Source organism: Pseudomonas sp. R9.37 (genome assembly GCF_963878885.1).
Lineage (GTDB): Bacteria > Pseudomonadota > Gammaproteobacteria > Pseudomonadales > Pseudomonadaceae > Aquipseudomonas.
Genome location: NZ_CAWNZA010000050.1, coordinates 1 through 14,368, shown reverse-complemented (window position 1 = coordinate 14,368; position 14,368 = coordinate 1). Strand labels below are relative to the sequence as shown.

Here is a 14,368-nt window from a genome sequence, read left to right as displayed (position 1 = left end):
TATCTATTCAATCGATCATTCTCATGGAAGCCACATCATGCCCCAACTGTCTCTGTTTGGAGTGCGTAATTTAACCGCGCTGGCCATATTGGCGGCGGCCGGCAACTGCTTGGCCGCCACCGACCTGCAGGCCGTGGTAGATGCCAACGTAAAACCGTTGATGCAACAACAGGCCATTCCGGGCCTGGCAGTCGCCGTGGTCCAGGACGGCAAGGTGCAATACTTTAACTACGGCACTGCATCAAAGGAAGCCAAGCAGCCGGTCAGCGAACACACCCTGTTTGAAGTCGGCTCGGTGAGTAAAACCTTCACCGCCACCCTCGGCGGCTACGCCCAGGCGACCGGCAAGCTCAAGCTCTCGGACACCGCCAGCCAGCACCTGCCGGCATTGGCCGGCAGCGCCTTCGACAAGATCAGCCTGCTGCAACTGGCAACCTACACCCCCGGCGGCCTGCCCCTGCAATTTCCCGACGCTGCCGACAGCGCCGAGGCCATGCTCGGCTACTTTCAGCACTGGAAGCCCACTTACGCACCGGGCTCACAACGCCTGTATTCCAACCCAAGCATCGGGCTGTTCGGCTATCTGGCGGCGCAAAGCCTGGGCCAGCCGTTCAACGTGGCCATGGAAAAAACCCTGCTGCCCAAGCTGGGCTTGACCAACACCCACGTCAGCGTGCCCGCCGACAAATCCGGCTTGTACGCCCAAGGCTACGACAGCAACCAGAAGCCGGTACGCGTCAGCCCCGGCGCGCTCGACAGCGAAGCCTACGGCATCAAGACCAGCGCCCAGGACCTGGCTCACTACGTGATGGTGAACATGCACCCGCAAACCCTGGAAAAACCCCTGCAACAGGCGATTGCCACCACCCACGCGGGCTATTACACCGTGAACGGCATGACCCAGGGCCTGGGCTGGGAGCGCTACCCTTACCCGGTCACGCTGCAAGCCTTGCTGGAGGGCAACTCCACGCCTATGGCGATGGAGCCGCACAAGGTCAACTGGCTGACGCCCGCACAGCCGCAACCGGCCAACGTGCTGTACAACAAAACCGGCTCGACCGGCGGTTTCGGGGCGTACGTGGTGTACGTGCCGAGCAAGGACATGGGCGTGGTGATGCTGGCGAACAAGAATTACCCCAACGCTGAACGAGTCAAAGTGGCACACGCGATCTTGAGCGCGATAGATCACTAAGGCCTCGCCCACATTTTTGACCGTGCTACATCCCCAGCCAGTGCGGCAGCGCCAGCGAGATAAACGGCAAGTAAGTCACCATGATCAGGAACACCAGCAGAATCATCAGCCACGGCAATGCCGCGCGGATAGTCTGCCCCAAGGTCAGGCCAGTCACCGCCGAGGTCACGAACAGGTTCAACCCCACGGGCGGGTGCACCAGGCCGATTTCCATATTCACCACCATCACGATCCCCAGGTGAATCGGGTCGATACCCAACTTCATGGCAATCGGGAAGAAGATCGGCGCCAGGATCAGCACAATGGCCGACGGCTCCATAAAGCTGCCCGCCACCAGCAACACGATATTGACCATGATCAGAAAGCCGATCGGCGTGAGGCCTTCAGAGATCACCCAGGCCGTGATTTCCTGTGGGATCTGTTCAGTGGTCAGCACGTGGGCGAACAGCATGGCGTTGGCGATGATAAACATCAGCATGATCGCCAGGCGCCCGGACTCCAGCAGCACCTTGGGGCAGTCACGCAGCTTCATGTCCTTGTAGATGAACAAGGCCACGAACGCCGAGTACACCGCCGCCACCGCTGCGGCTTCGGTCGGGGTGAACATGCCGCTGTAGATGCCGCCGAGGATGATCACCAGCAACAGCAGGCCCCAAAACGCGCGGCGCGCACAGGTCAGCCATTCGCGAAAGGTCGCGCGCGGCTGCGCCGGCAGCTTCTTGATGCGCGCAACAATGTAGATCGCGACCATCAGCATCAAGCCCAGCAGCAACCCCGGAATGACACCGGCCATAAACAGCTTGCCCACCGAGGTTTCGGTGGCCGCCGAGTACACCACCATCACTATCGAGGGCGGAATCAGAATGCCCAGGGTGCCGGCATTGCAGATAATCCCCGCGCCGAATTCCTTCGGGTAACCAGAGCGCACCATGCCCGCCACGGCAATCGAACCCACCGCTGCTACCGTCGCCGGCGATGAGCCCGACAGCGCGGCAAACAGCATGCACGCCAACACCGCCGCAATCGCCAGGCCGCCACGGATGTGGCCGACACAGGCGTTGGCAAAGTCGATCAGGCGCTGCGCCACGCCGCCGGTGGTCATGAACGCACCGGACAGCAGGAAGAACGGAATCGCCAGAAAGGTGTAGGCGTCGGAGGTTTCAAACAGCTTGATCGCCAGCGAACTCACCGAGTCCTGGCTGAACATCAGGATCGACACCGCGCCGGACAGCCCGAGGGAAATCGCAATCGGCACGCCGAGGAACATGAACACGAACAACAGCAAAAACAGACAGAGCACGGCCATCAGTGACGCTCCTCATGGCTGCCGGCCAACTTGCTGGCCTCGCCGGCCTCGTCGGCAAGGCCCAACCCGACCTGACGGTGGGTGAAAATGCGGTAGAAAATTTCCAGGTAGCGGATGAACACCAGGGCAAAACCAATCGGCACGATGATCACGATATCGCCGACGTCCACGCCGTATTGGTCGAGGTCTTCGGCGCCAATATGGGCGCTCATCACCGCGCTCACCCACTTGTAGCTGGCGATCATGAACAGCCCGGCGTAGGCCAGGCAGCACAGGCACGCGAGCATGCCGAGCAAGCGTTGCACCGGGCGCCTGGTCAGCTTGACCAGCGCGTCCACGCCAAGGTGGCCGGCAGTGCGCACACCGTAGGAGATGCCGAAGAAAATCAACCAGCCGAACATGGCCTTGGTCAGCGCCACGCTCCAGGTCATGTCCTGGGCCCAGGTCATGGTGTGATCGCCCAGGGCATTGAAGAAATTGCTGCTCCACGCCCACTTGTCCGCCAGGGAAAAGAACAGCGTGTAGATGTTGTTGAGCATGACGTAGACAAATGTCACCAGGGTCATGGCGGCCAGCAGGAAGGCGATAAAACCTTCCTCCAGGTGCTCCCAGACGCGCCTTAGCGTTTGCATGGCAAAACCTCGCGAAGCGGGAATGATGTCGGGGTGAAAACCGGATCAACAGGTGTGAGCGAACCACTGTGGGAACCGGGCTTGCCCGCGATGGGATCAACCCGGTTCCACAGATACACCGAGTCGCCTGCATCGCAGGCAAGCCAGCGCCCACATAAAGCCGTTTCCACAGTAGGTTTGAGGGCTCGCCCAACTACTGGTTGGACGCGTCCGCCGCCTTGATCAGCTCAGCGCCAATCTCGCCCTCAAACTTCTGCCACACCGGGCGCATGGCTTCGCGCCAGAGCTGGCGTTGCTCGGGGGTCAGTTCGATGATTTCGCTGGTCTTGGCGTCGATGATCTTCTGCTTGGCCGACTGGTTCAGCGCCTCGGCCTGCTTGTTCACCTCCACAGTGACCTCCAGCATGATCTGGTCGAGGGTGGCGCGGATGTCCGGCGGCAGGCCGTTCCAGAACGTGGCGTTGGTGATCACCATGTAGTCGATCAGGCCGTGGTTGGACTCGGTGAAGTACTTCTGCACCTCGTTGACCTTCTGGCTTTCATAGTTCGACCAGGTGTTCTCGGTGCCGTTGACGGTGCCGGTCTGCAGGCCTTGGTAGACCTCGGCAAAGCTCATCTTGCGCGGGTTGGCGCGGATCGCCTTGAACTGCTCCTCAAGCACGCTGGAAGCCTGCACGCGGAACTTCAGGCCACGGGCGTCCTTGGGTTCGTGCAGGGCTTTGTTTGAGGACAGTTGCTTGAGGCCGTTGTGCCAATACGCCAGGCCGAGGATGTTCTTGTCCTGCATCGAGGTCAGCAGATCCTTGCCCTGGGCGGCCTGGAAGCGGTCGACGGCGGCCAGGTCGTTGAACAAAAACGGCAGGTCGTAAATCTGCACTTGCTTGGTGTACTGCTCGAACTTGGCCAGGGACGGCGCCAGCATCTGCACGTCGCCCAGCAACAGCGCTTCCATCTCCTTGCCATCGCCGAACAGCGACGAGTTGGGGTACACCTCAACCTTGACGCGGCCCGGCAGGCGCTCTTCGGCGAGCTTCTTGAACAGCAGCGCGCCCTGGCCTTTGGGGGTGTTTTCGGCGACCACGTGAGCGAACTTGATCACAATCGGGTCCGCCGCCTGGGCCAGGCCCGCGGCAAACAAAGTGGCGGCGCACAGCAGCGCCCGAGAAAGCTTGAGCATGGACAATCACCTTCTTATTGTTGTGTTGTAGGGCAAGGTGCCTGATGTCACGTGTGTAGTGAATTTCGAATTTTAGATACCTGCGTTCGGCGTGGGCGAACGCCGATCCTGTAGACGCTGGTATTCCAATGTGGGAGCGGGCTTGCTCGCGAATACGGTGGATCAGTCAATAAATTCAGTGCCTGACCCACCGCTTTCGCGAGCAAGCCCGCTCCCACAGTTTTGATTCGTTTTGGTCAGTTAGAGTTGGGCGGCGAGCAACCTCTGCGCACGCAGCAGCACCGGCGCATCCACCATCTGCCCATCAATCTGATAGGCCCCTGCCCCATGCGCGCCGGCATCCACCACGCGTTTGGCCCACGCCAGGTCTTCAGCACTCGGCGCCAGGGCCGCGTGGATCACCGCCACCTGCTTGGGGTGAATACACAACGCGCCGGCAAAGCCCATCTCGTAGGCGTGCCGGATCGAACGCCGTAAACCTTCCGGGTCATCGATAGCCGGGTGCACGCCATCCAGCGGCGCAACCAGCCCTGCCGCACGCGAATGCACGATCAACGCCAGGCGTGCCTGGTCGAGGGCGAACTGCGCGGCCGGGGAATGGCTGCTCAGGTTCAAGTCCAGCGCCAGGTCCAGGCCCCCAAACGACAGGCGCTCCACCTGCGGCGCACGAGCGATTTCAGCCACCGCCAACAACCCCCGCGCACTTTCGATAATCGGCCAGATCAGTTTGCCGGTGGCCGCCACCACGGCGACCTGCGCCGCGCTCTCGACCTTGGGCAACAGCACGCCTGCCACATTTGCATGGGCTTTGCAGAACGCCACGTCCGCAACATGCTCGGCATGCTCCGGCGCGTTGATACGCACCCACACCTGGGCCTGAAGATGGCCTTGCAGAAACGCCCCGAGGTTATCCCGCGCCTGGCGTTTGAGCGGCTCTTCGACCGCGTCTTCAAAATCGACAATCACCGCATCGGCGCCACTGGCCAACGCTTTGGCAAACCGCTCCGGGCGACTGCCGGGCACAAACAAGGCCGAACGAACCAAAGGCTTTGGCATCACTTGAATTCCTTATTAGATAACGCCGCGCGCACGCAAAGTATCGATGGCTTCACCCGAGTAGCCGAGCTGTTCGAGGATGCCCTGGCTGTGCTGCCCCAGCGCCGGTACGGCATCCATTCGCGGGCTAAACGCGGCATTGCGCGCCGGTGGCAGCAGCGACGGCAATGGCCCGGCCGGGCTCTGGACTTCGCGCCAGCTGCCTCGCGCCTTGAGCTGCGGGTGGTCCCACACGCCCTGCATGTCGTTGACGCGCGCACTGGCAATCTGCGCGTCTTCCAAGCGCTGGATCACCGCCTCGGCGTCCAGCTGCGCGAAGCTGTCGACGATGATCTGGCGCAGCACCTCACGGTTGGCCGAACGCTTGAAGTTGGCCGAGAAACGCGCATCGGTGGCCAATTCAGGCGTGAGCAGCACCTTGTCGCAGAACGCCGCCCATTCGCGCTCGTTCTGCAAACCGAGCATCACCGTGCCGCCGTCGCCGGTGGGAAACGGCCCATACGGGTAAATCGTCGAATGCGCCGCGCCGGCGCGCGGGGGTTGCGGCGCGCCGTCGAACGCGTAGTACATCGGGTAGCCCATCCACTCCACCAGGCTTTCGAGCATGCTCACGTCGATGCGGCTGCCCTTGCCCGTTTTGCCGCGCAACAGCAGCGCCGAGAGGATGCCGCTGTAGGCGTACATACCCGCAGAGATATCGGCGATGGAACATCCGGCCTTGGCCATCTGGTCGTCACCGGGGCCGCCGGTCACCGACAGGAAGCCGCCCTCGCTCTGGATCAGCAAGTCATAGGCCTTCTTCTTCTCGTAAGGCCCGCCCTCGCCATAGCCGGAAATATCGCAGACGATCAGCCGCGGGAAACGCGCGTGCAGCGCCTCGAACGACAAGCCCATGCGCGCCGCCGCGCCGGGTGCGAGGTTCTGCACCAGTACGTCGGCGTCGGCCAGCAGGGTGTCGAGGATGGCGCCCGCCTCGTCCTGCTTGAGGTCCAGGGTCAGGCTTTCCTTGGAGCGGTTGGTCCACACAAAATGCGAGGCCAGGCCGCGCACGCGCTCGTCGTAGCCGCGGGCAAAATCACCGGCGCCAGGGCGTTCGATCTTGATGACGCGGGCGCCCAAATCGGCCAGTTGCCGCGTGCAGAATGGCGCGGCAATCGCGTGTTCCAGGCTGACGACAGTGATGCCGTCCAGCGGTCGTTGATGAGTCATCACAATTCCTCAAAGCCAGTGGGCCATGGACGCGGCGTTACGCAGGTTCCAGGCTTTATCGATCAATGCATCCGCCTGGGCCGGAGTGCGGGCGTCGCTGAAGCGGGTCAGGCGCTGGAATTTGTCCGCCAGCGCCTCACGGTTCAAGGTGTTGCCCGGGTCGCCCTTGGGCTCATCGATGGCGCCGTGCAGCGTGCGCCCGTCGGTGGTGGTGACGCTGACACGGCCCAGCCAGCGTTGCGGGTAGGCGCCGTCCACTTCAGGGTCCAGCGTCATGCTGACCTTGTCGCGAAAGCTCGCAACGGCGGGATCGGTCAGCGCCAGGTGGTGAAACTCGGTGAGCCCGGCCTTGCCATGCACGGCGATCAGGCCGAGCACCGTGCCCATGGAGAACTTGGCCTGGTGCACGGTCGCGGGCACTGCCACGCGGCCCAGTACATCAATGGCGCCCTGATGCACATGGGTTTCCACGCGCGCAATCTGATCGGCGCCCAGCCCTTCGCGCTGCATCAAATCCAACAGCGCATCGGCGGCAGGATGGGTGTGGCGGCACGAGGCGTGAAACTTGAACGAGGTTTCCAGCAGCGCCCAGCGCGTGCCCAGGCCGGCCGACAATCGGCTCGGCTGCGCATCACTGGACATGCCCGCGGCCAACCCTTGGTCGCCTTCAAGAATATTGCGCGCGCCGGTCAGGCCGTCCGCGGTCAGGTACGCGGCGAGCAAACCATCGGCGGCAGCCTTGGCGGTGTGCAGTTGCTTGGAGTCGGCAGCGTCGCGCAGGAATTCCCACAGCCCAGCGGCCTGTGTGCCGGCGCTGCCGAGCAGATTGATGAATTGTTCTTCGTTGAAATCCAGCAGCTTGCCCACCGCAACGGCCGCCGCCAGGGTGCCGACAGTCGCCGTGGTGTGGAAGATGCGGTAGTGAGAACGCCCCATGAATTCGCCGATGCGAATCCCGGCCTCATAACCGGCCACCGATGCCAGCAGCAACTCGCGACCGGATTTGCCGAGGTCTTGCGCGGCGGCCAAGGCTGCTGGAAACACCACCGTGGCCGGGTGCAGCACCGAGCTGTTGTGCAGGTCATCCTGCTCCACCAGATGGGACGAAGCGCCGTTTACCAGCGCGGCAAAATACGCGCTGCTGCTGGCGCCACTGACGATAATCTGCGCCGGGCCGCTGCTCGGACCCATCTTGTGCGCATAGCGCTCGAACAAAGGAATCGGGTGCGCGCCCTTGCTCGCCAATGCGCAGGCGAGCCAATCCAGGTACAGGTCTTCGGTGCGCGCCAGCACGTTTTCGGGCAACTGTTCGTCGTTCAACTCGGCGAGGAACCGACACAGGGCTTGGGTATGGCTCATGGTCGGGCCCTCAGAAACTGCGTGGCAGTTCGAGCAAATGCTCGGCCACGTAAGACAGGATCAAGTTGGTGGAAATCGGTGCCACCTGGTACAGGCGGGTTTCGCGAAATTTGCGTTCCACGTCGTACTCGCAGGCAAACCCGAAACCGCCGTGGGTTTGCAGGCAGGCGTTGGCCGCTTCCCACGACGCCTTGGCTGCCAGGTACTTGGCCATGTTGGCGCTGGCCCCGGCATTCTGGCCGTTGTCGTACTCCTCGCACGCGCGCCAGCGCATCAGGTCTGCCGCTTCGATCTCGATGTGCGCTTCGGCAATCGGGAACTGCACGCCCTGGTTCTGCCCGATAGGTCGGCCAAATACCACGCGGTCGCGGGCATAAGCGCTGGCCTTTTCGATAAACCAGCGGCCGTCGCCGATGCATTCGGCGGCAATCAGCGTGCGCTCGGCATTCAGGCCGTCAAGGATGTATTTGAAGCCCTTGCCCTCCTCGCCGATCAGGCTGTCGAGCGGCAGCTCCAGGTTGTCGAAGAACAGCTCGTTGGTTTCGTGGTTGACCATGTTGGCGATGGGCTGCACGGTCAGGCCGTTGCCGATGGCTTCGCGCAGGTCCACCAGGAAGATCGACATGCCCTCGGACTTTTTCTTCACCTCGGCCAGTGGCGTGGTGCGCGCCAGCAGGATCATCAGGTCGGAATGCTGCACCCGCGAGATCCAGACTTTCTGGCCGTTGATCACGTATTTGCCGCCGCGCTGAATCGCGGTGGTTTTGATCTTGGTGGTGTCGGTGCCGGTGGTGGGCTCGGTGACACCCATCGATTGCAGACGCAGTTCGCCGCTGGCGAGCTTGGGCAGGTAGAAGCTTTTCTGTGCGTCGCTGCCATGGCGCAGCAAGGTGAACATGTTGTACATCTGGCCGTGAACCGTGCCGGAATTGCCGCCGCAGCGGTTCACTTCTTCAAGAATCACCGAGGCTTCGGCCAGGCCCAGGCCGGAGCCGCCGTATTCTTCCGGGATCATCGCCGACAGCCAGCCGGCGTCGGTCAGGGCTTTGACGAAGGCTTCGGGGAAGCCTTTTTGTTCATCGACCTTGCGCCAGTAAGCGGCATCGAATTCGGCGCACAGGGCGCGCACGCCTTCGCGGATGGCATTGAGTTCTTCGTTGTCATTGGGGTTCATTAACGGCTCTCCGCCTGTTGTTCTGGTTTTATTCGAAATGCAGTTCGGCTGTTTGCGCCACGCCCTCGGCATTGCCGGCCCACAACTGCGCCACGCCGGGTGCCGTCACGCGCCCGCTCAGTGCAAACGGCTGCGGCGCGATCAAAGGGCGCACGCCGCGATAGGCAAACCGGCGCAGGGTGGCTTCGGGATGGGCACGGCAAAACGCGCGCAGGCTCAAGGTGGCGATCAACGGCCCGTGCACCACCAGGCCCGAATAGCCTTCGGTGCCGGTGACGTAGGGGTAGTCGTAATGGATGCGGTGGCCGTTGAAGGTCACGGCGCTGTAACGAAACAGCAGGGTTGGCGTGGGGTCGACCGTCTCCTGCCATTGACCCTGGGCCAGTGCCTCGCCGCTGCCCTGCTTGGGAGGCGTGGGTTCGCGGTAGACAATGTCCTGTTCTTCGCGAATCGCCAGGCGGCCGCCCTGGGAATAGTCATGGCGCACGGTGACAAACAGCAGCGAGCCGGTGCGGCCGGTCTTTTCTTCGACGTGGGTGATGGTCGATTCGCGGGTGGCCGCCTCACCGGCGCGCAAGGCCTGCAGAAACTCGATGCGCCCACCGGCCCACATGCGATTGCGGTTATCCGCCGGCGGCAGGAAGCCGCCACGCGCCGGGTGGCCGTCGGTGCCCAGCGCCGATTCCGGCAGTGGGTCTTGAAAGAAGCACCATTGCCACAACGGTGGGACGGCCTCGCCCTCCTGAGGCACCGCTTCGCCGAAGGTTGCGGCAATACGCTTGAGCAGGTTGTGGCTCAGGTGGTCGTGGGCGGTTTCACTTCGGCCGATCCAATCGGTGGCGCTCATGGGGTAAAAATCCTCGGGCAGTGGCTGTCTGCCCCGGATCATGCAAGCGCGTGCCCGTTCTGAGAATTTGCATTTCAATAAACCAGCGTTCGGTTATGCTGAACGCCGACTAACCGATGCACACCCTATATCCCTGTGGGAGCTGGCTTGCCTGCGATGGCGGTGTGTCAGCTAGCACATGCATTGCCTGCTCCACCGCTATCGCAGGCAAGCCAGCTCCCACAGTTGATCTTCCCCGTTGCCGAATAGGTGTTCTGCATGCACTTCGATCTCGCCGACCTGCGCCTGTTTATCCATATCGCCGAATCCCCCAGCCTGACCCAAGGCGCCAAGCGCGCGTTTCTCTCGCCGGCCGCCGCCAGTGCGCGGATCAAGGCGCTGGAAGGCCAACTCGACACGCGCCTGCTGTACCGCGACAGTCGGGGCGTGGAAATCACCCCGGCGGGCGAACGTTTGCTGCACCATGCGCGGCTGATCATGCGCCAGGTGGATTACCTGAAAAGCGAGTTCACCCAATACGGCGTGGATTCGGCCGGGCACATCCGCATCTTCGCCAACACCACGGCGGTCACCGAGTTTTTGCCGGAGGTGCTGGCGGGCTTTTTGTCCCAGCGCCCTGGCGTGACCGTCGACCTGCAGGAGCGCCTGTCGCGCGATATCGTGCGCGGCGTGCTCGATGGCACCAGCGACATGGGCATCATCGCCGGGCCGGTTGAAGCGGCAGGCTTGCAGGTGCTGCACTTCAGCACCGACGAACTGGTGCTGATGGTGCCCGTCGGCCACCCCTTGGCCGACCAGCCTTCAGTGACGCTGGACCAAACCCTCGCCTACCAACATATCGGCCTGCACGAAGGCAGCACGCTGTTGAGCTTTTTGCGTGAACACGTGGAGCGTCTCGGCAAACATTTGTCGTTGCGTATCCAAGTGTCGAGCTTTGAGGCGATCTGCCGGATGGTCGAGGCCGGCGTGGGCATCGGCATCATTCCCGAGTCGGCCGCCGTGCGGCACAGCCGGACCATGCAGTTGGTGGCGGTGAAACTCGATGAGCCGTGGGCGATTCGCGAGCGCAGCATTCTGGTGCGCGAATTGGAAGCGCTGCCGGGCACCATTCGGGCGCTGATTGCTACCTTGATGCCACAAAGCGCCTAAGCTCAACAGTCACTTTGCCAGAGGAGATTGCCATGCAACTCGAAGGATCCTGCCATTGCGGCGCTGTAACATTCAGCCTGAGCAGCCAGCACCCGTACCCCTATCAGCGTTGCTACTGCTCGATCTGCCGCAAAACCCAAGGCGGCGGCGGTTATGCGATCAACCTTGCCGGCGATACGCAAAGTTTGAAGGTGCAGGGACGCAAGCACATCTCGATCTACCACGCCCGGCTCAAGCCCGAGGGCGCCAGCCGTGCGCACGCGAGCACTGCCGAACGGCATTTTTGCTCGCAGTGCGGCAGTGCCTTGTGGCTGTTCAGCCCGGAGTGGCCGGAGCTGATCCACCCGTTTGCCTCGGCCATCGACACGCCGTTGCCGGTGCCGCCGGAGCACACGCACCTGATGCTCGGCTCCAAGGCGCCGTGGGTGGAAGTCAGCGTGCGCAAAGGCGACCTGCAGTTCGACGAATACCCCGAAGAATCCATCGCCCAATGGCATGAGCGCCTCGGGTTGACCCGTTAACAGTCTTTGACAGTTTCCCGACAAAGCTCCCAAAGATTGTTGGCCCGCGCAGCCCTAGCATTCGAGCATCCAACTCACCATTCGGGTGCTCTTCATGTTTCGCACATTGCGCGGTATTCCGCTGTTGGGTTGCCTGCTGGGTACGCTCGGTTGCCACGGGCAATCGCCTGCCCCGCCGCCGATTCCCAAGGGCGATTACGGCGCGATCATCCGTTACCTGCAAGCGCGTATTCCGCGTGAGATGGGCCGGGAAAATGTGCCGGGCCTGTCCATTGCGCTGGTCAATGGCCAGGAGCTGATCTGGGCGCGCGGCTTCGGCATGGCCGACAAAGCCCAGGGCGTGCCGGTGACAGCCAATACGGCGTTTCGCGCTGGCGGCATCTCCAAACTGCTCACGGCCACGGCGGCCTTGCAGTTGGTCGAGCAACAGCGTCTGTCGCTGGATGCGCCGATCCAGCAGACCCTGCGCGAGTTCCATGTCCGCTCACGCTTTCACGACGACCCGGCGGCAGCGGACCGCGCGATCACCTTGCGCCGCTTGCTCAGTCACCAGTCCGGCTTGCCCAGCGAACACTTGCGCGACCTGCGCAGCACCTTCGCCATGGGCCAGATGCCGATGCGTGTATCCGGTGTGTGGCTGAGCAGCCCACCGGGTGCGCAGGTGGCCTACTCCAACCTGGGTTATTCGTTGGTCGGCGCCGCCATTGAACGCAGCAGCGGCAACGCTTTTGAAGCGCAGTTGCAAGGCAGCCTGCTCAAGCCATTGGAGATGAACCAGTCGAGTTTTGTCGGTACCGGTGCGCAGATGAGTTACCGCGCGCTGGGCTACGAAGACGGCGTCGCCAGTGCCGATGCGCAAGTGCGCGACCTCGCTGCCGGCGGTTTGTGGGCAAGCCCGAAAGACCTCAGCCGCTACGTGCAGATGCTGTTTGCGCATGGGCTCTACAAAGGCAACCGGGTCATCGGCAGCGCGTCGATCGATGAGATGTTCACCCAACAAAACACCGGCAATGCGCTGGACTTCGATTGCCAGGTGGGCCTTGGCTGGTTCCTGGCACCCTGTGGCGATGAACCGGTTGCCCCGGGGATACGCACGTATCAGCACAGCGGGGGTGGCGACGATTTTGCCGCGCAACTGAGCGTGCTGCCTGATCAGCAAATGGCCGTGGTCGTCATGGCCAATGACAGTAACGCCGAAGACCTGGTGGCCAGCCTTGCCACCGACACCCTGCGCTTGATGCTGCAGGCACAGACCGGCCAAGCGGTCTGCGCCGACGACTGCCAGGCACCCAGTCACGGGCTCAAATTGCGTCACGTGCCGGCTGCCATCGACCGCAAGCGCCTGGCCGGCTTTTATGCCACGGCCTGGGGCGTGTTCCGGATCAAGGATGAGCCTCATCAGTTGTCGGGCGAGTTGGCCGGTTTGAGCTTCGAGTTGTTACGCGACGATCAGGGCTGGCTGCGCGCACAGAAAAAAATCTTTGGTTTCTGGCTCAAGGACCTCGGCGACCTGGGCCGCGTGCAGCTTGATGTGGTGAAGGTGCAGGGGCGCCAGATGCTCACTGCGCGCACTCACGGCCAACGCATCGCCATCGGCGAGCGCATCGACCCGACGCCGCTGCCCCTGGCCTGGGCCGACACCATCGGCACGTATCAAGTGCTCAACACCCACGAGCCCGATGCGCCATTGAGCGGCATCAGCGTGCGCCTGGAAGAAGGATTTCTGGTGATACGCGGCCAGTTGCGCGAGGAGCCGCTGACCGACTACATCCTGCTCCCCGTCGACAACGCCCACGCGGTGCTGGCCGGCAACGGCTATGGCCTGGGCGACACCGTGAGCCGCCAGGTCAATGGCCTCAGCGCGTCGGGCTACGCCTTCAAACGCACGAATTCTCCCCACAACCGCTTGAATTTCTGACACGGACGAACCCTCTGATGCGCTCAAAACATTTCTGCCTGTCGTTCACCTCGCTGTGCCTGCTCGCCGCTGCCGACACCGCGTTTGCCGAAGACTGGCAATACAGCCTCAAGGCCGGCGTGGCCAACGCGCCGCGCTACAGCGGCAGCGACGAACGCATGACCGCGCCGCTGCTGGGCGGCGCCATCGTCAGCCCGTGGGGTATTTTTCTCGACACTGACAAGGGGCTTGGCTGGGGTTACGAAGGCCACGCCCTGAGCGTGAGCGCGTATGTGGGCGCCAGCGGCGCGCGCAGGGACAAAAACCAGAGCTTGCATGCCGGCTCCAAGCGCCTCAAAGGCATGGGCGAGATCAAGGCGCGTCCGCAACTGGGGGTGAGCGCCAGCTATAACCTGGGTGGCGTGATTGTTGGCGCGACCCTGGAACATGCGCTCAAGGAAGACGACCACGCGGACACCGGCAGGGCTTACACCCACCTGGAGCTGAGCCTGGGCACCAACCTGTATGAAGGTCGTTACGGTTCGGTCGAGGCCAGCTTGAGCAGTCACTTTGGTGATCGAGCGTACTTGCAGACCTGGTACGGCGTGACTACCGGGCAGGCGGCGCAGAGCCGGTTCAAGGCCTACAAGGCGGGCGCGGGCAATATCAGTAATGGCATGAACCTGGTGTGGAGCGTGCCGATCAGCGAGCACACGCAGTTCTCGACTTTGCTGGATGTGCAGTATTTGGCGGATGAAGCGGGCAAGAGCCCGATTGTGGAGCGGCGGTTGCAGGCGTCGGTGGTGGGGATGGTCGAGTACGCGTTTTGATGGGGTAATGGATGGGTGG

Annotated in this window: 13 protein-coding genes; 5 read left to right on the top strand and 8 right to left on the bottom strand. The window is 62.7% G+C overall.

Features of this window, described 5'->3' with window-relative positions; translation table 11 throughout:
* Positions 1–37: 37 nt before the first annotated feature.
* Positions 38–1,192 (top strand): class C beta-lactamase, encoded by a 1,155-nt coding sequence (ampC, locus tag AACU78_RS28710; RefSeq protein ID WP_106578982.1) that lies wholly within the window; start codon positions 38–40, stop codon positions 1,190–1,192.
* A gap of 25 nt (positions 1,193–1,217) precedes the next feature.
* On the opposite strand, the gene dctM is transcribed toward ampC, so the two are convergent.
* From dctM to AACU78_RS28670, 8 genes are all read right to left on the bottom strand, one after another.
* A complete protein-coding gene (gene dctM / locus AACU78_RS28705) occupies positions 1,218–2,498 on the bottom strand; it encodes a C4-dicarboxylate TRAP transporter large permease protein DctM (protein WP_106578981.1) in 1,281 nt (426 codons plus the stop codon).
* Positions 2,498–3,130: a TRAP transporter small permease gene (locus AACU78_RS28700; protein WP_106578980.1), complete on the bottom strand. Its 633-nt coding sequence runs from the start codon at positions 3,128–3,130 to the stop codon at positions 2,498–2,500. Before AACU78_RS28700 ends, dctM begins: the two co-directional genes overlap by 1 nt.
* A gap of 193 nt (positions 3,131–3,323) precedes the next feature.
* Positions 3,324–4,307 (bottom strand): TRAP transporter substrate-binding protein, encoded by a 984-nt coding sequence (locus AACU78_RS28695; protein ID WP_106578979.1) that lies wholly within the window; start codon positions 4,305–4,307, stop codon positions 3,324–3,326.
* 240 nt (positions 4,308–4,547) lie between these two features.
* Positions 4,548–5,363 (bottom strand): HpcH/HpaI aldolase/citrate lyase family protein, encoded by an 816-nt coding sequence (locus AACU78_RS28690; RefSeq protein ID WP_106578978.1) that lies wholly within the window; start codon positions 5,361–5,363, stop codon positions 4,548–4,550.
* A gap of 15 nt (positions 5,364–5,378) precedes the next feature.
* The gene (locus AACU78_RS28685) at positions 5,379–6,572 is read right to left on the bottom strand and encodes a CaiB/BaiF CoA transferase family protein (RefSeq protein ID WP_106578977.1); all 1,194 of its coding nucleotides are present in this window, start codon (positions 6,570–6,572) and stop codon (positions 5,379–5,381) included.
* 9 nt (positions 6,573–6,581) lie between these two features.
* Entirely contained in the window at positions 6,582–7,931 is a 1,350-nt protein-coding gene (locus AACU78_RS28680; protein WP_106578976.1) for an MmgE/PrpD family protein, read from the bottom strand.
* Positions 7,932–7,941: 10 nt separating this feature from the next.
* The gene (locus AACU78_RS28675; RefSeq protein ID WP_106578975.1) at positions 7,942–9,105 is read right to left on the bottom strand and encodes an acyl-CoA dehydrogenase family protein; all 1,164 of its coding nucleotides are present in this window, start codon (positions 9,103–9,105) and stop codon (positions 7,942–7,944) included.
* Positions 9,106–9,133: 28 nt separating this feature from the next.
* Entirely contained in the window at positions 9,134–9,952 is an 819-nt protein-coding gene (locus tag AACU78_RS28670; RefSeq protein ID WP_106578974.1) for an FAS1-like dehydratase domain-containing protein, read from the bottom strand.
* Between the two features lie 258 nt (positions 9,953–10,210).
* Between AACU78_RS28670 and AACU78_RS28665 the strand changes: the two genes are divergently transcribed.
* From AACU78_RS28665 to AACU78_RS28650, 4 genes are all read left to right on the top strand, one after another.
* Entirely contained in the window at positions 10,211–11,101 is an 891-nt protein-coding gene (locus AACU78_RS28665; protein ID WP_106578973.1) for a LysR family transcriptional regulator, read from the top strand.
* Positions 11,102–11,133: 32 nt separating this feature from the next.
* Positions 11,134–11,622: a GFA family protein gene (locus tag AACU78_RS28660; RefSeq protein WP_106578972.1), complete on the top strand. Its 489-nt coding sequence runs from the start codon at positions 11,134–11,136 to the stop codon at positions 11,620–11,622.
* A gap of 94 nt (positions 11,623–11,716) precedes the next feature.
* On the top strand, positions 11,717–13,540 hold the full coding sequence (locus tag AACU78_RS28655; RefSeq protein ID WP_106578971.1) for a serine hydrolase domain-containing protein: 1,824 nt from the start codon (positions 11,717–11,719) through the stop codon (positions 13,538–13,540).
* 17 nt (positions 13,541–13,557) lie between these two features.
* Complete coding sequence (locus AACU78_RS28650) at positions 13,558–14,349, top strand: MipA/OmpV family protein (RefSeq protein WP_106578970.1); 792 nt, start codon at positions 13,558–13,560, stop codon at positions 14,347–14,349.
* The last annotated feature ends 19 nt before the right edge of the window (positions 14,350–14,368 follow it).

Bases quoted from the DNA above. Each gene is read 5' to 3' on its own strand.
- AACU78_RS28680 (WP_106578976.1), bottom strand. From the start codon at position 7,931: ATGAGCCATACCCAAGCCCTGTGTCGGTTCCTCGCCGAGTTGAACGAC.
- AACU78_RS28685 (WP_106578977.1), bottom strand. From the start codon at position 6,572: ATGACTCATCAACGACCGCTGGACGGCATCACTGTCGTCAGCCTGGAA.
- AACU78_RS28690 (WP_106578978.1), bottom strand. From the start codon at position 5,363: ATGCCAAAGCCTTTGGTTCGTTCGGCCTTGTTTGTGCCCGGCAGTCGC.
- AACU78_RS28675 (WP_106578975.1), bottom strand. From the start codon at position 9,105: ATGAACCCCAATGACAACGAAGAACTCAATGCCATCCGCGAAGGCGTG.
- ampC (WP_106578982.1), top strand. From the start codon at position 38: ATGCCCCAACTGTCTCTGTTTGGAGTGCGTAATTTAACCGCGCTGGCC.
- AACU78_RS28695 (WP_106578979.1), bottom strand. From the start codon at position 4,307: ATGCTCAAGCTTTCTCGGGCGCTGCTGTGCGCCGCCACTTTGTTTGCC.
- AACU78_RS28655 (WP_106578971.1), top strand. From the start codon at position 11,717: ATGTTTCGCACATTGCGCGGTATTCCGCTGTTGGGTTGCCTGCTGGGT.
- AACU78_RS28650 (WP_106578970.1), top strand. From the start codon at position 13,558: ATGCGCTCAAAACATTTCTGCCTGTCGTTCACCTCGCTGTGCCTGCTC.
- AACU78_RS28665 (WP_106578973.1), top strand. From the start codon at position 10,211: ATGCACTTCGATCTCGCCGACCTGCGCCTGTTTATCCATATCGCCGAA.
- dctM (WP_106578981.1), bottom strand. From the start codon at position 2,498: ATGGCCGTGCTCTGTCTGTTTTTGCTGTTGTTCGTGTTCATGTTCCTC.
- AACU78_RS28700 (WP_106578980.1), bottom strand. From the start codon at position 3,130: ATGCAAACGCTAAGGCGCGTCTGGGAGCACCTGGAGGAAGGTTTTATC.
- AACU78_RS28660 (WP_106578972.1), top strand. From the start codon at position 11,134: ATGCAACTCGAAGGATCCTGCCATTGCGGCGCTGTAACATTCAGCCTG.
- AACU78_RS28670 (WP_106578974.1), bottom strand. From the start codon at position 9,952: ATGAGCGCCACCGATTGGATCGGCCGAAGTGAAACCGCCCACGACCAC.